The 18,729-nt window shown below is 67.0% G+C and carries 15 protein-coding genes; 14 read left to right on the top strand and 1 reads right to left on the bottom strand.

From position 1 onward, the window contains the following. The 7 genes from RMO30_RS06340 to RMO30_RS06310 all read left to right on the top strand — a co-directional run. Positions 1-426, top strand: a 426-nt coding sequence (locus RMO30_RS06340) for an SDR family oxidoreductase (protein WP_309710938.1), incomplete at its 5' end; no start/stop codon positions are given. Positions 427-438: 12 nt separating this feature from the next. Continuing rightward, positions 439-1,320 carry an amidohydrolase family protein gene (locus RMO30_RS06335; protein ID WP_309710936.1) on the top strand — a complete coding sequence of 294 codons (882 nt, stop codon included), beginning with the start codon at positions 439-441 and terminating at the stop codon, positions 1,318-1,320. A 3-nt stretch (positions 1,321-1,323) separates the two neighbouring features. Beyond that, positions 1,324-2,502, top strand: a complete 1,179-nt coding sequence (locus tag RMO30_RS06330) for an acyl-CoA dehydrogenase family protein (RefSeq protein ID WP_309710934.1) — start codon at positions 1,324-1,326, stop codon at positions 2,500-2,502. Positions 2,503-2,538: 36 nt separating this feature from the next. Next, positions 2,539-2,991, top strand: a complete 453-nt coding sequence (locus tag RMO30_RS06325; protein WP_309710931.1) for a MaoC family dehydratase — start codon at positions 2,539-2,541, stop codon at positions 2,989-2,991. Positions 2,992-3,030: 39 nt separating this feature from the next. Beyond that, entirely contained in the window at positions 3,031-4,527 is a 1,497-nt protein-coding gene (locus tag RMO30_RS06320; protein ID WP_309710930.1) for a long-chain fatty acid--CoA ligase, read from the top strand. A gap of 91 nt (positions 4,528-4,618) precedes the next feature. Beyond that, on the top strand, positions 4,619-6,424 hold the full coding sequence (locus RMO30_RS06315; protein WP_309710927.1) for an ABC-F family ATP-binding cassette domain-containing protein: 1,806 nt from the start codon (positions 4,619-4,621) through the stop codon (positions 6,422-6,424). A 105-nt stretch (positions 6,425-6,529) separates the two neighbouring features. Continuing rightward, positions 6,530-7,894 (top strand): CHAP domain-containing protein, encoded by a 1,365-nt coding sequence (locus RMO30_RS06310; protein ID WP_309710925.1) that lies wholly within the window; start codon positions 6,530-6,532, stop codon positions 7,892-7,894. Here RMO30_RS06310 and RMO30_RS06305 read toward each other — a convergent pair. After that, a complete protein-coding gene (locus tag RMO30_RS06305; RefSeq protein WP_309710922.1) occupies positions 7,891-8,652 on the bottom strand; it encodes a hypothetical protein in 762 nt (253 codons plus the stop codon). The genes RMO30_RS06310 and RMO30_RS06305 overlap by 4 nt on opposite strands. A gap of 314 nt (positions 8,653-8,966) precedes the next feature. Here RMO30_RS06305 and RMO30_RS06300 point away from each other — a divergent pair, with 314 nt between their 5' ends. From RMO30_RS06300 to RMO30_RS06270, 7 genes are all read left to right on the top strand, one after another. Further along, complete coding sequence (locus RMO30_RS06300; RefSeq protein WP_309710920.1) at positions 8,967-9,368, top strand: hypothetical protein; 402 nt, start codon at positions 8,967-8,969, stop codon at positions 9,366-9,368. Then, positions 9,346-10,374: a phosphate ABC transporter permease subunit PstC gene (gene pstC, locus RMO30_RS06295; RefSeq protein WP_309710917.1), complete on the top strand. Its 1,029-nt coding sequence runs from the start codon at positions 9,346-9,348 to the stop codon at positions 10,372-10,374. Before RMO30_RS06300 ends, pstC begins: the two co-directional genes overlap by 23 nt. Before the next feature lie 92 nt (positions 10,375-10,466). Continuing rightward, positions 10,467-11,645 carry a phosphate ABC transporter permease PstA gene (gene pstA / locus RMO30_RS06290; protein WP_309710914.1) on the top strand — a complete coding sequence of 393 codons (1,179 nt, stop codon included), beginning with the start codon at positions 10,467-10,469 and terminating at the stop codon, positions 11,643-11,645. A 5-nt stretch (positions 11,646-11,650) separates the two neighbouring features. After that, the gene (locus RMO30_RS06285; protein WP_309710912.1) at positions 11,651-13,432 is read left to right on the top strand and encodes a phosphate ABC transporter substrate-binding protein PstS; all 1,782 of its coding nucleotides are present in this window, start codon (positions 11,651-11,653) and stop codon (positions 13,430-13,432) included. Positions 13,433-13,442: 10 nt separating this feature from the next. Then, complete coding sequence (locus RMO30_RS06280; RefSeq protein ID WP_309710911.1) at positions 13,443-16,097, top strand: hypothetical protein; 2,655 nt, start codon at positions 13,443-13,445, stop codon at positions 16,095-16,097. 133 nt (positions 16,098-16,230) lie between these two features. Beyond that, a complete protein-coding gene (locus tag RMO30_RS06275; protein ID WP_309710909.1) occupies positions 16,231-17,304 on the top strand; it encodes a hypothetical protein in 1,074 nt (357 codons plus the stop codon). 51 nt (positions 17,305-17,355) lie between these two features. Continuing rightward, a complete protein-coding gene (locus RMO30_RS06270; protein WP_309710907.1) occupies positions 17,356-18,672 on the top strand; it encodes a hypothetical protein in 1,317 nt (438 codons plus the stop codon). The last annotated feature ends 57 nt before the right edge of the window (positions 18,673-18,729 follow it).

Genomic DNA, 18,729 nt, shown 5'->3' with positions numbered 1-18,729 from the left:
GCGATGGAGCTGAAGAAGGCCGAGGTGACCGTCAACGTCGTCATCCCGGTCGCCGCGACCGCGATGACTGCCACCGTGCCGTACTTCGCGGCCGCGGTCGAAGCGGACGCCGCTGGTGAGGCCATGCCCGCGTTCTTCCGTCACGACCTGGGCTTCGGCACCGCCGACGACGTCGCCGGACTCATCGCTTACCTCGGCTCCGACGCGGCAGCGGGTGTGACCGGTCAGGCGATCGGAGTCGGCGGCGATCGGCTGCAGCTGTGGAGCCACCCCGAGCCTGTCGTCACCGAGTACCGCGACGGTGGATGGACCTACGACGCTCTCGTCGACGGTTTCTCGGCCACGTTCGGTGACCAGCTGCAGAGTGTCGGCGAGTCGTTCCCGCCGCTGCCCGACGAGCTGCGTCGCGAGCCCGCGGCCTCCTGATCGGACCCTTCCGTGACTGAGAGGTACGAGCCGCGGCTCGATGTCGAGGGGCTCGAAGCGCTCGACGTGCACGTGCACATCGAGATCGACGAGCAGGGGCACCTGTCCTTGCCCGATGCGCTCGCCGAGTCGGCATCGAAGTACTTCAAGTCCGACGGTACGCCGACCCTCGACGCGATCGCCGACCTCTACCGCGACCTGAAAATGGCGGCGGTCGTCTTTACCGTCGATGCGCGCACGGGGCTCGGGCACCCGCCGATCGACAGCGCCGAGATCGCACGCGGTGCCGCCCGGAATGCCGATGTGCTCCTCCCGTTCGGGTCGGTCGACCCACGAACCGGTGCGGATGCCGTTGAACTCGCCCGGCGGCTGGTAGAAGTCAGCGGGGTGCGCGGCTTCAAACTGCATCCGACGGTGCAGGGCTTCGACCCCTCCGACGAGGCGTACTACCCGCTCTACGCGGAGTTCTCGCGGCTCGGGGTGCCGATGCTCGTGCACACCGGGCAGACCGGGATCGGGGCGGGCACTCCCGGCGGAGGCGGATTCCGGCTGGGCTACTCGAATCCGATGTTGCTCGATGGCGTCGCCGCCGATTTCCCCGACCTCGACATCGTGTTCGCGCATCCGTCGGTACCGTGGCAAGACGAAGCAATCTCGATCGCGACCCACAAGTCGAACGTCTGGATCGACCTCTCCGGCTGGTCGCCGAAGTACTTTCCCGAGAACCTGGTGCGCGCCGCCCGCAGTTACCTGCAAGACCGCGTGTTGTTCGGCTCCGACTTCCCGATGTTGCACCCGACGCGTTGGCGTGACGACTTCGCGACTCACGGGTTCGACGAGAAGGTGACCCGCAAGATCCTGCGCGACAACGCCATCCGCCTGTTGGGCCTCTAGCGCATGACGAGCGGCCACGACCCGTACGGCTTCGCCGACCTACTCGACGACATCGAACGCGCCGCCCTCGCCCGGCTGCGCGAGGTGCTCGACACCCGGGTCGAGCCGCTCGTCGCCGAGCACTGGGAACGCGGGACGTTTCCCGAGCAGATCATCGCGCCGCTCGCCGACCTGCGGTTGATGGATCCACCCGAGTTCGGCGGGGCGACCGATGCGGACCACGCCCTCTACCGCGGCTTTCGCAACTTTGAACTCGCACGCACCGACGTCTCGGTCGCGACGTTCTACAACGGCCAGTCGGGGCTGTTCCGCACGAGCGTCGAGCTCGGCGGTTCCGAAGCCCAGGTCGCGACGCTCAGCCCCCGCATCCGTTCCTTCGAGCTGCGCGGGGCGTTCGCGCTCACCGAACCCGATCATGGCTCCGACATCGCACGCGGCATCGAGACGACCGCACGCCGCGACGGCGACGACTGGATCATCGACGGCCGCAAACGCTGGATCGGTGGCGCGGTGCTCGCCGACGTCATCGTCGTTTTCGCCCGCGCAGATCACGACGGTGGCGCCGCCGGGGTCGCCGCGTTTCTGGTGCCACGCGACGCCCCCGGGCTGACGCTCACGACGATGACGGGCAAGATCGCCCTGCGTATCGTGCAGAACTCCGACATCGAACTCGTCGGGGTGCGCGTGCCCGACTCGGCTCGCCTGGAGCGAGTGAACACCTTCGCCGACGTCGGTCGGATGCTCGGGGCGATGCGCGCCGACGTCGCCTGGATCGCGGTAGGCGCACAGGCGGGTGCGTTCGAGGCCGCAGCCGCGTACGTGCGCGAACGCGAACAGTTCGGGCGGGCGATCGGCGGATTCCAGCTGGTGCAGGCCAAACTCGCGACGATGCTCGGCAACCTCACGGCATCCCTCGCCCTCGTCGTTCGCCTCGCCCAGCGTCAGGCGGCGGGAGCGTGGATCGACGAGGATTCCGCGCTCGCGAAGATGTTCACCGCGGCGCGGCTCCGCGAGACCGTCGCTCTCGGCCGTGAGGTCGCCGGCGGCAACGGCATCCTGCTCGAGCACCGACTTGCCCGGTTCTTCGCCGACGCCGAAGCCGTCTACTCCTACGAAGGCACCCACGACATCAACACGCTCATCGTGGGCCGGGGCATCACCGGCCTGAGCGCGTTCCACTGACCCACCACACCCAACAAGCCAACAAGGAGAACCACCATGACCATCACCCTCGACTACAACGAACTCGGCACCGCCGCGGGGCGCGACCTCGGCTACTCGGAGTACCGCGAGATCACGCAAGACCAGGTCAACACGTTTGCCGACGCCGCCGACGACCATCAGTGGATCCACGTCGACCCGGTGAAGGCGAAGGACGGCCCGTTCGGAGCCCCGATCGCGCACGGCTTCCTCACCCTGTCGCTCGCGATCCCGTTCTGGACCGAGCTGTTCGACGTCACCGGAGTCGGCACACGGGTCAACTACGGCCTCGACAAAGTGCGGTTCCCGGCGCCCGTGCCGGTCGGTTCCCGCATCCGGATGAAGGGCGTCATCGCCGAGGTGGAAGAGATCCCAGGCGGCTACCAGTTGACCGTCGACCAGACCATCGAAGTCGAGGGCGGCACGAAACCGGCAGTGGTCGCGCGCGGCCTGTACCGTTTCTACGCCTGACCTTCACCTCTGAGCACGCACCTCGACGAGGAGGGATCCATGCAGAACCGCGGAATCGGCTCCTGGCTGACCACACGCGCCGCGACATCAGGTGATGTCGTCGCGCTCGTGTACGGTGACGGCGAGAAGCTGACCTACCGCGAACTCGGCGACCGTGCCGCCCGGTGGGCCGCGGTGTTCACCGCACGCGGCATCGGCCGGGGGGATCGCATCGCGTTCCTCGGTGAGAACCAGCCGGCTTTCGTCGAGGTGCTGTTCGGGGCGGCGCGGATCGGCGTCGTCTTCGTGCCGGTCAACACCCGGCTCGCGGCGCCCGAGGTTGCGCACATCCTCGCCGACAGCGGGGCGCGGTTGCTCGTTCATGACGACCGTGCGGCCGCCGTCGCGACGGGGGCCGCCGGGGATCTTCCGCGCATCGTCGTGGGGGTCGATGCGGATGCGGCGCTCGCTGCCGTCGACCCCGCGCCCGAAGCGCCCGGGGTGGGGCTCGACGATCCGGCAGCGATTCTCTACACATCGGGAACCACGGGTCGACCCAAGGGAGCGGTGCTCACGCACGGCAACCTCACCTGTAACAGCCTCAACACGCTCATCGACGCCGACATCGTCTCGACCGATGTCGCACTCGTGATCTCGCCGCTCTTCCATGCGGCCTCCCTCGGCATGGGGCTCCTGCCCGTCCTGCTCAAGGGGGCGACCGTCGTGCTCGAGCGCGCGTTCGATGCCGGGCGTGCGTTGCGGATCATCGAAGAGCAGGGCGTCACGATGCTCAGCGGCGTGCCGACGACCTACCAGTTCATGGCCGAGCACCCCGACTGGGCGGGCACCGACCTCTCCACCCTCGGGAAGCTGACGTGCGGCGGTTCGCCCGTGCCAACCCGGGTGCTCGAAGCTTTCGAGGCCCGCGGACTCTCGTTCTCGCAGGGCTACGGCATGACCGAGACCTCGCCCGGGGCGACCTACCTGCCGGCGACGCGTACCCGCGCGAAGATGGGCTCGGCGGGCCAGGCGCACTTCTTCACCGAGGTGCGGGTCGTCGACGAGAACGGTCTGACGCTGGAGCCGGGCGAGATCGGCGAGATCCAGGTGCGTGGGCCGAACGTCACTCCCGGCTATCACGGCAACCCGGCGGCGACTGCGGAAGCGTTCACCGCCGACGGCTGGTTCCGCACGGGAGACCTCGGCTCGTTCGATGACGAAGGCTTCCTGTTCGTCGCCGACCGGCTCAAAGACATGATCATCTCGGGCGGCGAGAACATCTATCCCGCCGAAGTCGAAGACCTCATTCTCGGGCTCGAGGAGGTGACCGGGGTCGCCGTCGTCGGCATTCCCGATGAACGTTGGGGCGAGACGCCGTGGGCCATCGTGACCCTGCGTCACGGCGCCGAACTCACCACCGAGCGGCTGTCGGAGTACCTCACCGGCCGCATCGCTCGGTACAAGATCCCGAAGAACGTCGTCGTCGTCGACGAACTCCCGCGGACCGCGTCGGGCAAGGTGAAGAAGCTCGACCTGCGGCAGCGCTTCGGCGGCTAACGCGAGGCGGGTGACGCCGAACCGGACTCGACGGTCTGGACGCTGAGCCGGGAGGTCAGGTCGCTCCCTCCGGCACGGTTACGCTCGAAGCATGGTGCACCTGCTCGGCGCGGAGAGCGTCGGGCTGGAGTATCCGACGCGGGTCGTCTTCGACGCGGTCACCGTCGGCATCGACGAAGGCGACCGCATCGGGGTGGTCGGCCGCAACGGCGACGGCAAGTCGACGCTGCTGAAGATCCTCGCCGGGCGCCTCGAACCCGACAGCGGGAAGGTCACCCGCCGCGGCGGGGTGACGCTCGGGATGCTCGACCAGGGCGACCTTCTGCCGCCCGAGCAACTCGTCTCGGACGCGGTCGTCGGCGATCGAGCTGAACACGAATGGGCGGGCGATGCCAAGGTGCGGGACGTGATCGCCGGACTCCTCGGCGACGTGCCCTGGGAGGGCCGGATCGGTGACCTTTCCGGCGGGCAGCAGCGCCGGGTTGCGCTCGCGGCACTCCTCACCCGGGATTGGGATGTCGTCTTCCTCGACGAACCCACCAACCACCTGGACGTCGAAGGCGTCGCCTGGCTCGCCCAGCACCTGATCACGCGCTGGCCGGCATCCCGCGGTGGTCTCGTGGTCGTGACCCACGACCGGTGGTTCCTCGACGCGGTCTGCACGACGACGTGGGAGGTGCATGACCGCATCCTGGAACCCTTCGAAGGGGGTTACGCGGCCTACGTGTTGCAGCGCGTCGAACGCGATCGGATGTCGGCGACCGTGGAGGCGAAGCGGCAGAACCTCATGCGCAAAGAGCTCGCCTGGTTGCGCCGCGGGCCGCCCGCGCGCACGAGCAAGCCGAAGTTCCGCATCGATGCGGCGAACCAGTTGATCGAGGATGTGCCCGACCCCCGCGACACCGTGTCGCTCAAGCAGCTCGCCACCGCGCGGCTCGGCAAAGATGTCGTCGATCTCGAAGGTGTCTCGGTGTCGTACGACGGCCGAACGATCCTCGATGACGTGACCTGGCGCATCGCTCCCGGGGAGCGCACCGGCGTGATCGGCATCAACGGCGCCGGCAAGTCGACGCTGCTCGGCCTCGTCGCCGGCACCGTTCAGCCGAACAGCGGCCGGGTGAAGCGCGGCAAGACGGTGAAGATCGCGGTGCTCGACCAGCGGCTCGTCGGGCTCGACGGCTTCATGAACGACCGGGTGAGCGCGGTCGTCGCCCAACAGAAGGCGTCGTACGTCTCGGGCGGCGTCGAGATGACGCCGGGCCAGTTGCTCGAGCGGCTCGGGTTCACCACTGCACAGCTCGCAACGCCGGTGAAAGACCTCAGCGGGGGGCAGCAGCGGCGGCTGCAGCTGCTGCTCATCCTGCTCGACGAGCCCAACGTGCTCATCCTCGACGAGCCCACCAACGACCTCGATACCGACATGCTCGCCGCGATGGAAGACCTGCTCGACACCTGGCCGGGCACCTTGCTCGTGGTCTCGCACGACCGGTACCTGCTGGAACGCGTCACCGACAACCAGTACGCGGTACTCGATGGCGCCTTCCGCCATCTCCCGGGTGGCGTCGACCAGTACCTCGAGCTGCGACGCACCCGTTCCCGTGAGATCTCCCAAATGGGATCATTCACGTCGCGAGATATCCCATATGGGAGCATTCACGGGGCAGCCGGGATGTCAGGGGCGGATCGTCGCGCGGTTGAGAAGGAACTCGCGGCGACCGAGCGACGCCTCGAGAAGGCGACCCACGGCATCCGAACCGCGAAAGCAGAGCTGGAGACGAGCGACCCGAGCGACTACGTCACCCTCGGTGCGAAGCAGACCGCGATCGCGAAACTCGAGACCGAGGCCGCTGCCCTCGAAGAGCAGTGGCTCGAACTCGGTGCCCGGCTCGAGATCTGACGCAACGTGAACGACGACTGACGTGATCGTCAACTCTTGCGGAATCCATGCCTGCTGGCGGTCCCCGCTCGTGCAAGCCGGTCCAACGGCTGTCACGATGTCCCGGTGACCCGCGGCTTTACCCTCTCGATCTCGCGGCTGCGGCTCGTGAGTGCACTGGCCGCAGCGCTCCTCGTCGCAGGGCTCGGACTGGCTGTGGTACCGGCAGCGGAAGCGGCCGACGTGCCGTGCGTAGGGGACTCGTGCGACGACGGTGCCTGGCTTGCCGCCCGCGGCGTCGCGAACGATGTGTCGTTTTGGGGCATGTCTGCCGGTCACAACTGCACGAACTACGTGGCCTGGCGCCTCATCTCGGCTGGCGTCGAGCGGCCGCCGACGCATCCGGGGAACGCGGCCGACTGGGCCGCCAACGCGATCACCGACGGCTTCCTCGTCGATGACATGCCCGCCGTCGGCGCGGTCGCGCAATGGGACGCATTCAAGGGCGGGTACGGCGAAGACGGCCACGTCGCCTACGTCGAACGCATCGAGGACGACGGCACGATCCTCGTTTCCGAGGACTATTGGCGCGGTGGCGCGCAATTGGGCCCACTGACCTATCGGGTCGTCGACGCCGCCTCGATCTCGCACTTCATCCACTACCTCGAGCCGACCGACCGCTTCCGGACCGCGTCGCTCTCCGCGATGGGGTGGACGTCTTCTGCGACGAGCCTCGACATCGCGCCTGTCGCGATGTCGGCGACGGCACTCGCGGGCGGAGCCGAGGTCTACTACACCGAAGGCGGCAAGCTGTGGCAGATCGCCAGGTCGGCCATCGGCTGGACAGCATCGGACACGGGCGTGCGATCGACCGCGACGACTCTCTCGGCGGTCAGCATGGACGGCCTCAGGCCCTACGTGATGTCCCTCGACGACGGCGCGTTGCTGATGAGCGTGCGGACCGTCTCCGGCTGGCAGCGGATGTCGACGGGGTTTGCGATCCGCGGCGACATCGCGGCAGTCGATCTTGGCGGCCTCTGGCCCACCGTCTACCTCTCGCAGGATGGCGAGCTCTGGGAGCTCTGGGGCGACAACGACGGATGGCACTCCCGACCGACCGGGGTCGAGGTGTGGGGCGAGATCGCGGCGATCGTTGATCCCGCAGGACTGCCGGTCGTGTTCAACGTCAGAAACGGGATGCTCTTCCGCTCGTGGCTCGATGCAGAGGGCTGGCACACCGAGTCGACGGGCGTCGCCGCGACCGGGACGATTTCAGCCACCCAGACGGCCACCGGCTCGCAAGTCTTCCTCGTTCAGGACGACGCCGTCTCGCTGATCACGACCGACGGCCTGACCTGGACCGCGACCACGACAGGGCTTGAGGCGGGTGCCGTCACCGCGGTCGTCGACCTCGGGACCGACGCCCCACTCTTCGTTCAGACCGGTTCCTGGGCGGACCGCATCGGAGTGCGATCTCCGTCTGTCGGTTAGAAGACCGAAGGCTCCGCGGCTGGCCCGATGAAGCATCCGGCGGGGCCGGCAACTTCGGTCCAGCCGTCGCCGCCTCCGACCTCGCGGCCGAGCTCGGTGAGCTCGAAGCTGCAGTCCGAGAGCACGACGCCGTCGAGCGCCGTGAAGCCCCAGGTGTGCTGGGCCCAGGCGTTTCCGAAGTGGTCGAGGTCGATCGTGTCGCCCGGGATGCCGACCGCGATTGCACCGCGGCCCAACTCCGCCAGGAACTTGTCCTGCACGCAAGCGAGGTCACCTGTCGCAGGATCGGGCTGCACGATTCCGCGACCCGCGGCATAGACGACATCCGCCGACGGGCGGAAGCCGACGCGCTCGTCGGCGGGCCACTCGGCAGAACCCGATGGCGGGATGGCGGTGACGTTCAAGCGCGTGATGCTCCACCGGTTCGCGTAGAGGATCGCGTTGGTAAGCGTCGCGCCGCAGTCGTCGATCAGGATCTGGTTCATCGTCTGCGACCCCGGGTACTCGTACGACAAAGAGCGGTGCACCATTGCCTCCAACTCCAACTCGGCACCGTTGGGCGCCGTCGCGAGCGCGCGGATCCACAGGATCGAGTCGGGCTCGGGCGGGTTCGGGGTGAGGGATGGCGAGGGTTCTGGCTGAGCGATCGGTGAGGTCTCAGTTGCGGCTGGGTCCGGGGAACCCGGCGTGCAACCGACCAGCGAGACAGCTGCGGCGAAGGTCAGGCAGGTGGTGAGGGTTCGGATTCGGGCGCGCACGGTTCCGAACAATGGGCGACGGAGATTAACGGCATCTGAACGCGCCCGGGCCGCGGTTGGAAACGGTCGTGCCCGTGTTGCGCGTCGGAAACAGGAACCGCCGTCGAGGGGCAATTGTTCACCTCCGAGCGAGTTCTCGTTCGCGTGTTTGAGGGCGCTCGTTGCGGGCGCGCTTCGACAGTTGGTCCGCCGTCCACCACTCCCCGCAGGACGTCCCCTGATCCGAAAGCCGTGCGATGGCCGCTGGCCCCCGTCTCGTATTCGTCCGCTTCGCGACGAGAGACAGTCCGAAACTGAGGCCCTGGGCCGCGCACGTGGCTCGCGTGCTCGCAGGTATCGATGGTGGTTCCTCCACCGTCACGTCCGAGGGCTCCATCGTGTGGCAGCTGGTGTCGGCGAACAACCGCCAGCTGGCGCGAGGTATCGATGTCTACGAGAGCTTCGAAGAGGCTCACTCGACTGCGAGTGACCTCGTCGAGGCGAGCGCCTCGCTGACCGTCAGTCTCGTCAGCGAGGCCGGTCGTGGCGCGTACGGCTGGTACCTGAGCAGTGAGGGCCGCCCCGTCATCACCTGCGCTCGCTGGTACCTGACCGAACGCGACCGTCGGAACTCGATCACCCTCGCGATCCGCTCGCTCGCGGTCGCGACGCTGAGCCCCGGCACCCGGTTGAGCGACTCCACTCTGATGGCGGATGACCGTGGCTCTCTCGTCTGACCTCCTTTCGGCGACGCACGATGGTCGCGCCGAAGACTCACCGCGAAGTCTGTCGACAAAGGTCGACCGACCCGACGCGGCCTTCCGGTGGATCGCGCGTAGCAGCGGCAGCCTCGTGCTCATCGTCATGACGCTCGTCGGCCTCTTCCTGCTGGTGCGCGGTTCGGAGGCGTTGCAGGTTGCGGGCCCCGAGTTCTTGACCGAGCAGGCGTGGGAAGCCAACTCGAAGACGTTCGGGATCGCGGCGGTGTTCGCGGGCACGGTGTTCATCGCGCTCACCGCGATCGTCATCGCCCTGCCGTTGTCGTTCGGTACGGCGCTCTACATCAGCGAGTACGCGCCGGAAGCGCTCAAGCGGATGCTCATCACGATCGTCGACCTCATGGCGGCGATCCCGAGCATCGTGTACGGCCTGTGGGGCTTCTTCTTTCTCTCCCCACTGGTCCTGCCCCTCTCGCAGTGGCTCGCGACCTACTTCGGTTGGTTCCCGCCGTTCCACGTCGACGGGTTCGACCCGAACGACCCGCTCGCGACCCCGACCGTGTTCTCGGCGTCGACCTTCATCGCGGGCATCGTCGTTGCGCTCATGGTCGCGCCGATCACCAGCTCGATCATGCGCGAGGTTTTCACCCAGGCGCCCCTCGGTGAACGTGAGGGTGCTCTGGCGCTCGGCGCGACGAAGTGGGGGATGATCACCAGCGTCGTGCTGCCCTTCGGCCGCGGCGGAATCATCGGCGGCACGATGCTCGGGCTCGGTCGGTCGCTCGGCGAGACGATCGCCGTCTTCCTCATCATCTCGCCGGTGTACGTGATTCAGCCCCGAATTCTGGAGAAGGGGGGGAACTCCATCTCGGCCCTCATCGCGTTGCGTTACAACGAGGCATCCGAGTTCGAGTTGTCGGCCCTGATGGCTGCGGGTCTCGCTCTCTTCTTGGTAACCCTCGTCATCAACTTCGGCGCATCGATGATCGTCGCGCGGAGCCGTTCCGGAAGTCAGAGCGACTGATGACCCTCGAAGCCCCGCCGATCGGCCGCGTTGCCGATCCTCATGAAACGCCAGGATCGGCACCCTCCACCGCACGTGTACCTGGCTACGAGGTGCGCCGTTCGACCGCGACCATCCGCACCGTCGACATCATCCGGCTCATCGGGTCGGGGCTCGCCGCCGTCGGATTCACCGCATGGCTCTTCGCCTTCGCTCTCCCGTTGGAGGGCGTGCTCGGCTTCGTGGTGATCGCCTACGTGATGTTCCTGCTGCTCTTCGGTCTGCTCACGGCGTTTGACGAGAACCGTCCGACGGTGCGCGATCGCCTCGCGAACGTCGTCATGCACTCGCTCGCGTTCTTGATGCTGCTCGCGCTGTTCTCGGTCGTCATCTACACCACCTGGCGCGGCGTCGAGCCTCTCGGGTTCCTGAACTTCTACGTCCAAGACATGAGTAACGCGGGCCCCCTCGATGACCTCGACGTCGGTGGCGTCCTGCATGCCGTCGTCGGCACCCTCATCATGATCTCGATCGCGCTGATCCTCACGATCCCGCTCGGCATCCTCACTGCGGTGTTTCTGACCGAGTATCCGGGCCGGTTCGCTCGATTCGTGCGCACCGTCGTGGAGGCGATGACCGCTTTGCCCTCGATCGTGGCCGGCCTGTTCGTCTACGCCGTCATCGTGCAGTTCGGGCTCTCGCGGTCGGGTTTCGCTGCGGCGTGCGCCATCACGGTGATGATGCTGCCGATCGTCATCCGCTCGGCCGACGTCGTGCTGCGGCTCGTCCCCGAGAATCTCAAGGAGGCCGCTCGTGGGCTCGGGGCGTCGACCTGGCGAACGGTCTGGACAGTGACGCTGCCAACCTCGCGGTCGGGTCTGACGACCGCCGTCATCTTGGGCACGGCACGCGGCATCGGTGAGACCTCACCGGTGCTGCTCACGGCAGGCGCGACGACGTTCTTCAACTTCAACCCGTTCAGCGGGCCCATGACGTCGCTGCCGCTCACCACCTTCACGTTCGTCAAGTCGCCCGAGGAGAACTTCATCGCGCGCGGTTTCGGAACCGCCGCCGTGTTGATGGTGCTCGTCGTCATCCTCTTCCTCGTGGCGCGGGCGATCGGTGGTCGAGGTGCCGGGCAGCTCAGCCGCCGCCAGCAGCGCGCCCGGGCGCGCGCGTCGCGCGATGACGACTACCGGTTCCGGGCGAGGGAGCTCGGAATGACCGCCGCTGCCCGCCCCGTTCCGCTGCCATCCGCGCTGCCGCCGCCGCCCACTCCGAGCAAGGACTGATCCCCATGCGTCCCCATCTTCGTTCCCGACTCCGGCTTGCCGCTGCTGCTGCTCTCGTCGTCGCCGTCGCCCTCGGCCCGTCGGTGGGACACGCGGTGCCAGCCACTGCGGTCGGCACGACCTACCAGCCCATCGAAGGCGCGGGATCGACCTGGTCGGCCAACGCGCTCCAGCAGTGGATTCGCAACGTCTTCGACAACTACCGCTGGAAGATCTCCTACAGCGACCAGGGTTCCTCGGCCGGCCGTCAACTCTTCGCCCAGGGCACGACCGACTTCGGCGTCTCCGAGATCCCGTACGCGCTCGCCAACAGCGACAGCCCCGACCCACGACCCGCGCGTTCGTTCGCGTATGTGCCGGTCGTCGCCGGCGGCACCGCGTTCATGTACAACCTCGTCATCGGCGGCCAGCGGGTCACGAACCTGCGCCTGTCGGGGGAGGTGCTCGCCAAGATCTTCACCGGCGTCATCACGAAGTGGAACGACCCGGCGATTGCCGCGGACAACCCGAAGCTCTCGCTCCCCGCGATCACGATCGTGCCGGTCGTGCGCTCGGACGGCTCGGGCACGACCGCACAACTCACGACGTGGATGCGGTCGCAGCATCCGGAGATCTGGAATGCCTACTGCGCGAGAGCCGGTCGCACGAACTGCGGGATCACGTCGAACTACCCAGTCGTGCCCGGCTCGGCATTCCTCGCCCAGCAAGGGTCGAACCAGGTCGCGAGTACCGTCGCGAAGAACAGCTCGGTGGGGGCGATCACCTACGTCGAGGCGTCCTACGCGATCAACGCGCGCTTCCCCGTCGTGAAGATGCTCAACGCCGCGGGCTACTACAACGAGCCGACAGCGTCGAACGTTGCCGTGTCGCTGCTGGCGGCTGTGATCAACAACGACCCCACGTCGCAGGAGTATCTGACGGCCAACCTCGCCCCTGTTTACACCAACCGTGATCCACGTACCTATCCGCTCTCGTCGTACTCGTACATGATCATCCCGACCGCCCTCGAGGGGAACTTCACAGAAGACAAGGGCCTGACACTCGCCGACTTCGCTGCCTATTTCCTGTGCGAAGGTCAGCAGCAGGCCGACGTGCTCGGGTACTCGCCGCTGCCGATCAACCTCGTACAGGGTGGGCTTGATCAGGTGCAAAAGATCCCGGGAGGCAATACGGCGAACAAGAACATCGCGTCCTGCAACAACCCGACCTTCTCGCCGGACGGCACCAACAAACTCGCCAACGAGGCCCCGCAACCGCAGGCGTGCGACAAGAAGGGCGCCGACCAGTGCCTCACCGGCACGGGTGGAGCGTCAGGCACGACCAATACTGCGGGCGGCGGCAGCACGACCTCCGGTTCCGGTTCCGGCTCCGAGTCGGAATCCGACGGATCGACGGACGGCACGGGAAGCGCCCCGTCGACGACTGGCGAGGCGACCGGCCTGAGCGGGGGCGGCGACCCGGTCGTCGCGGGTGAGCCCCTCACCCTCGCGTCGAGGAATGTGCCAATCCCCAATCTCGTGTTCATGGTGCTCGCGGTCGTGCTTGCCCTCGCCGCCGTCATCTTGCCGCCGATCATCGGGCGGCGACGAGCTGCCCCGGCGCTCGCGCGCGCTGCGGGCGCCGCCACGGCCGTCCGCGGCCGAACGCTGCCTCGGGCGCTTGCTCGACCGACGGCGGCGGTCCGGTCGCTGGCAGGACGGGTCCCCCAGCTACCGAAGCCAAGTGTTCACCTGCCGTCCTGGTTTAGAAAAGTCGCTCGTGCCGAGCGACCGGACTCGGAGTCCTAACGTCATGGCCGTGTCGACCCCTCGCGACCGCTCCCCAATCCGCCGCCGGATACCCGGTCGCGTGACGTTCGCGATCCTCGGGGGAGCCGCACTCGTCGCGCAGCTTGCGGTGGTTCCGGCGGTTTCGGCCGAGGCCGCAGTCGCCGCCTCGGCTCCGTCGAGCCTCACCGTGACGTGGCTCAACGACGACTCGAGCGCCGCCGGCGATCAGCCGCCGCGCGACTCGAACAGCCCGCACTACAACGAGATGAGGAACATCTCGGTCACCGTCTCGCAGACCGAGGACATCATCGATCAGGCGATCCGGGTCGAGATCTCGGGCTTCGCCGGCACGCGCGCGGGGGGTTTCGAGGTCGTGAACGGCCAGAACTTCGTACAGGCGATGCAGTGCTGGGGAGAAGACCCCAACGCCGACGACTTCGTCGAGACCTGCCAGTGGGGCGGCCGTATCCCGGTCGTGCTCGGCAACTCGGTCTACTTCGATAACAACAACCGGGTGTCCGGATTGGATTACGATCCCTTCCGACCCACCGCCTTCGACAATCCGTTTTATACCGTCAGCGGAACCCGCGTGACGGGCAAGGGTGAGATCCGGGACGGCAAGTCATTCAGCCCGCTCCTCAGCTACTTCGGTCCGTCCACCACCAACGAGGTGCCCGTCGCGCGGATCGGAAGCGACGGCACCGGGTACTTCGACTTCGAGACCCAGTCGTCGAGCCAGGCGCCGCACATGGGGTGCGGCACGGAGGGGCACCTGCGTTGCTGGCTGGTGATCGTGCCCCGTGGCACGAAGTTCGGCGGCGACGGTCGCGCGTGCAGCGACCTCGTCGACCGCAACGGCGAGAACTACAGCTACGGCCAGACGACGCCGATCCAGGGGGGCAGCCCGGTCAACCCCAAGTGCGACTACTTCGAGAACCGCATCGTCGTGCCCCTCGACTTCACCCCGACCGGCGTGACCTGCCCGGCGGGCAGCCCTGAGTTCCGAGTCTCCGGATCGCAATTCCTGATCTCGGCGATGAGCTCGTGGCAGCCGTCGCTCTGTCAGACGGTGCGAAGCACCTTCAGCTTCGCCACCAACCCCGACTCCGTCGCTCGCGCTCAACTGCTCGACACGCGCACCGGCTCGCCCGAACTCATCTACTCGGGCTATCCGGTCAGCAGCGGGGAACTGCAGACCCCCGACGAACGCACGCTGCTCTCCCAGACGACGCTCCAGTACGCCCCGGTCGCGATCTCGAGCGTCGTGGTCGCCTACAACGCCGAGTTTGCCAACGGACGCCCGGGAACCCTGAACCTCACCCCGCGGTTGATGGCGAAGTTGCTCACCCAGTCCTACACATTCACGGTGCCGTCGAGTACCGCAGATCCAGATCGATCGGTCGCGCATCTATCGGCGCAGGCGCAGACCTACCGGTACTGGAACCAGGATCCGGACTTTCGAGCGGCCAACCCGACCAACTGGCAGTCATACGATCAGCAGAATCCCTCGCTCGTGCTCCCCGGGCCGGCTGCCGCCGACGGCATCAAGCAGGTCTGGCGCTGGATTCTTGCTGACGCGGATGCCGTCGCGTTTCTCAACGGAGCAGCCGATCCCGACGGGATGACGATCAACCCGTACTACCTGCCGAAGACGGCGACGAACACGATCCCCTGGTTCTACGACGACCTCATGAACTTCATCCCGGCGGGAACGCCGCGGATTGTCGGAGAGGTCGGTCTCGACGGCGGACCGTACAGCTTGAGTTCGGCACCTCTGGATGTCTTCCTGAAAGACGATGGCAGCCTTCTGCCCTATGTGACGTCGCAGACGAGCGGCACGACCCGGTTCGACTCGATTCAGTTCGCCCCCTATGCCCAGGACTATCTCTCTGCGGCCCGGCAGGCCTTCCGCGGGGACCCCAACTCGAAAACGTTCTGGGACGCGACCAAGCTTCAGGACGACGGCTCAATGGGTGCCTGGGTCAGCGCCGGCGTACAGGATGCCGGGGCGCGGTTCATGATCGCCGTGACCGACTCAGCGAATGCTGCGCGATACGGATTGACGACTGCGGCGATCGCTCCAGCTAACGCAAGCGTGCCCGTTGCGAGCACTCCCACCACGATGAATGCCGCGCTCGCGGCGCTCACGGCAACGACGCTCGACACGGTGCTCCAGGTGAATCCCGCGAACGTCGGAGCAGGTGCCTATCCGCTGACGATGGTGACCTACGCCGGGGTCAACCTCACGAAGTCGACGTCGTCGTCCCGGCAGACGATCGCGAACATGCTCCAACAGGTAGCGACGACGGGTCAGGTCTCGGGCACGGCGATCGGCGAACTCCCGGTCGGCTATCTCCCGCTGACCAGCACGTTGCAGGATCAGGCGAAGGCCGCCGCGTCGACGATCCTCACCTGGTCGCCCCCCAGCCCGACTCCGACTCCGACACCCAACGCCGGCTCGCAGATTCCGACCTACTCGGAGGAGGACTCGCTCGTCGACCCGACCGCCGAAGGCGGCACCGATCCGAGTGTTACGACGGGAGTCGACGAGCTGACCGGCGAACGCACGCTCGCGTCGAACGCCTCGCCCCTCGAACGTTCCGGCCTGGCGATCGCACTCGTGCTCGGCCTGATCGGCTTCATCGGTGCCCCCCTTCTCCTGCGACGGAGAGGGTACCTCTAACCCCCAGAACTCCCCTTGAGCGCCCGCTCCGACTCGAGAGGAACCCCCCCACCGTCTGGCTAAAGAGCAGTGAGGGGCTAGTCCATCAGGACTGAACTACCGGAGCAAATTACCAAACAAAGGTTGGAATCCGATGCAAAAGAACCTCAAGCTGCGCCTCGGCGCGGTCGCAGCCGTCGCGGCTGTGCTCGCCTTCGGTGCAGTCGCGCCCGCGCACGCGGACCCCTCGTCCCAGAAGCCGCTCAGCGGAACCGGGTCGGACACGACTCAGGATGTCATGAGCGGTGTCGCGAGCGCCGTCTCCGCGATCGGCTCGTACGACGCGATCGGGACGTCGACGATCACCGTCAACGGCACGACCTTCAGCCGTCCGTCGGGCTCGTCCGCGGGCGTCCGCGCGCTGAGCTCGTCGATCCGCGGAATCGCCTACGCAGGCACCGTTCTGCCGGTCGGAACGCTGCAGTGGGCGCGCTCCTCGTCGCTCGGCAGCCAGAGCGGCTCCGAACTCACTTACATCCCGTTCGCCCGCGACGCGGTCACGATCGCGATGAGCGCGTCCAGTGACTTCCCCAAGGATGTCTCGCTGGGTGCCTCGGGTCAGTCGTCGACTCTGTTCACGTTGCGCAACATCTATCTCGGCACCGTGACCTCGTTCATCGACAGCTCGGGTAACTCGATCACCATCCGCCCGCTGCTCCCTCAGGTCAACTCGGGTACTCGTCAGTTCTGGGTGAGCGCACTCGGCACGACCGAGTCGGCCCTCACGGCCGGCGGCCGCGCGACCGACCTCGGCAACACGGTGCAGGAGCACGATGGTTCCTACCTGACCACCGACGGCGACATCGCGCCGTTCTCGGTCGGGCAGTACATCGCGCAGGGTAACTACCGCACCCTGCCGACGACCGTCGTCGAGCGTCGCGGCAACATCGTGCTCGGCTCGATCGACACCATCAAGCCGATCGTCTACGACGGCACTCGCGTCGCGACCAACCCGGACTTCGGCGTGAGCCGTCTGGTCTACAACGTGGTCGAAACCCGTGCGCTCACGACGGCGACCCCGTCGGCGACCGACACGGCGATCCGTGCGGCGTTCCAGGGCGCGTCGTCGAGCGTCTGCCAGGCGACCACGCAGATCCAGCAGTACGGATTCGCGACGATCGGCTCGCAGTGCGGAAGCACCACCCTGCTTCGCGGCTACATCAACTAACTCTCCGAATCACCTCAAGTTTCACAACCAACGGAAAGAGATTCGAAACTCATGAGACTCAACAAGAAGTTCGCCTCGCTGGCTCTCGCCGGCGCGCTCGTGGCAGCCGGCCTCTCGGTCGCCTCGCCCGCAGCCGCCGACGTGATCCCCGGCACGATCACGATCACCCCGACGAGTGGTAACGCTGCTGACACGTACTTCCTCACCAGCATCGCCACGAGCGTTGGGGGCCCCGTGGGCTACCGCGCCGCCAGCACGAACCAGATCTTCCAGAATGGTGTGCTCGTCGGCAACATGTCCAACCTCCGCACCTCGTCGATGGCGTCGACCTATGGCACGAACGGTCTCGACGGTAACCCCGCGTACATGGACCGGTCGGTCACGGCGTCGAACAACTTCGTGTCGAACAAGCGCCTCAACCAGCTCCCCACGGCTGGCGGAGTCGCCCTGCAGACCGGTGAGTTCGAGCTGCGGTACTACTTCCACGCCTCGAGCACGTCGTTCGACCTCGTCAACGACAAGTACCTGACGCTGACGCTGTACTACGACGCCGCGACCGGCAACTGGGGTCCGCCTGCGGCCCCCGCCACCCCGACGAGCGTTGCGCTCACCGGGAGCACGACGGCCAACGCGGGCGAGGTCGACCTCGACGCGACGGTCGAGAACGCCGCTGGTGACACGACGCTGACCGCTGCCGCGGGCGACATCGTGTTCAAGGAAGGCGCGACCACGGTCGCAACCGTTCCCGTCGCCAACGGTGTGGCTTCGGCTCTGCTGACGGGTGTGGCTAACGGTTCGCACACCTACACCGCTGAGTTCGTCCCGAGCAACACGGTGTACTCGGGTTCGACCTCCGGGTCGGTGACGGTCCAGCTCGGCGCGCTCCAGGCGCCGGTCAGCGTTGGCTCGAACATCACGGTGGCGATCCCGACCGGTGTCGGCAACCTCTACCTGACGAGCTACTCGCAGAGTGTCGACCTCGGCACTGCGACGCGCAACGGCAGCACGCTCGACGCGTCGGGCACGCTGAACGCCGTCGTCACCGATGAGCGTCAGGTCGAATACCCGGCCTGGAACCTCAACGGCCAGGTGGGCGACTTCACCAAGGCGGGTGGCACCGTGCTCGATGGCAAGTACCTCGGCTGGACTCCGTCCGTCGCGGTCAACACCATCGGCAGCACGGCCGGCCCGGTCGTCGCTCCGGCCCCGGGTACCACCACCGGCCTGAAGGCAGTCAGCCTTCTCGCCACCGGTGCCCCGAGCTACAACGGCACGGTCACCACCGCGTCGGCGCTGCTCCTGCTCAAGGCCCCCGTGAACACGCCTGCTGGCGCGTACTCGGCGACCCTGACCCTGACGCTCATCTGACGATCGAGCGCTAGGCAGTAACCGCACATCGGCGGGTCGGGATGGCTTCGGTCATCC

Origin of the sequence: Pseudolysinimonas sp. (assembly GCF_031389465.1) — a bacterium.
Lineage (GTDB): Bacteria > Actinomycetota > Actinomycetes > Actinomycetales > Microbacteriaceae > Pseudolysinimonas_A.
Note: the sequence above shows the minus strand (reverse complement) of the source record. Positions and strands in the feature narration are given on the sequence as shown.

What these genes read in the sequence shown, in the direction of transcription:
- RMO30_RS06320 (WP_309710930.1), top strand. Translation starts at nt 3,031, where the DNA reads ATGCAGAACCGCGGAATCGGCTCCTGGCTGACCACACGCGCCGCGACA.
- RMO30_RS06275 (WP_309710909.1), top strand. Translation starts at nt 16,231, where the DNA reads ATGCAAAAGAACCTCAAGCTGCGCCTCGGCGCGGTCGCAGCCGTCGCG.
- RMO30_RS06285 (WP_309710912.1), top strand. Translation starts at nt 11,651, where the DNA reads ATGCGTCCCCATCTTCGTTCCCGACTCCGGCTTGCCGCTGCTGCTGCT.
- RMO30_RS06330 (WP_309710934.1), top strand. Translation starts at nt 1,324, where the DNA reads ATGACGAGCGGCCACGACCCGTACGGCTTCGCCGACCTACTCGACGAC.
- RMO30_RS06315 (WP_309710927.1), top strand. Translation starts at nt 4,619, where the DNA reads ATGGTGCACCTGCTCGGCGCGGAGAGCGTCGGGCTGGAGTATCCGACG.
- RMO30_RS06325 (WP_309710931.1), top strand. Translation starts at nt 2,539, where the DNA reads ATGACCATCACCCTCGACTACAACGAACTCGGCACCGCCGCGGGGCGC.
- pstC (WP_309710917.1), top strand. Translation starts at nt 9,346, where the DNA reads ATGACCGTGGCTCTCTCGTCTGACCTCCTTTCGGCGACGCACGATGGT.
- RMO30_RS06270 (WP_309710907.1), top strand. Translation starts at nt 17,356, where the DNA reads ATGAGACTCAACAAGAAGTTCGCCTCGCTGGCTCTCGCCGGCGCGCTC.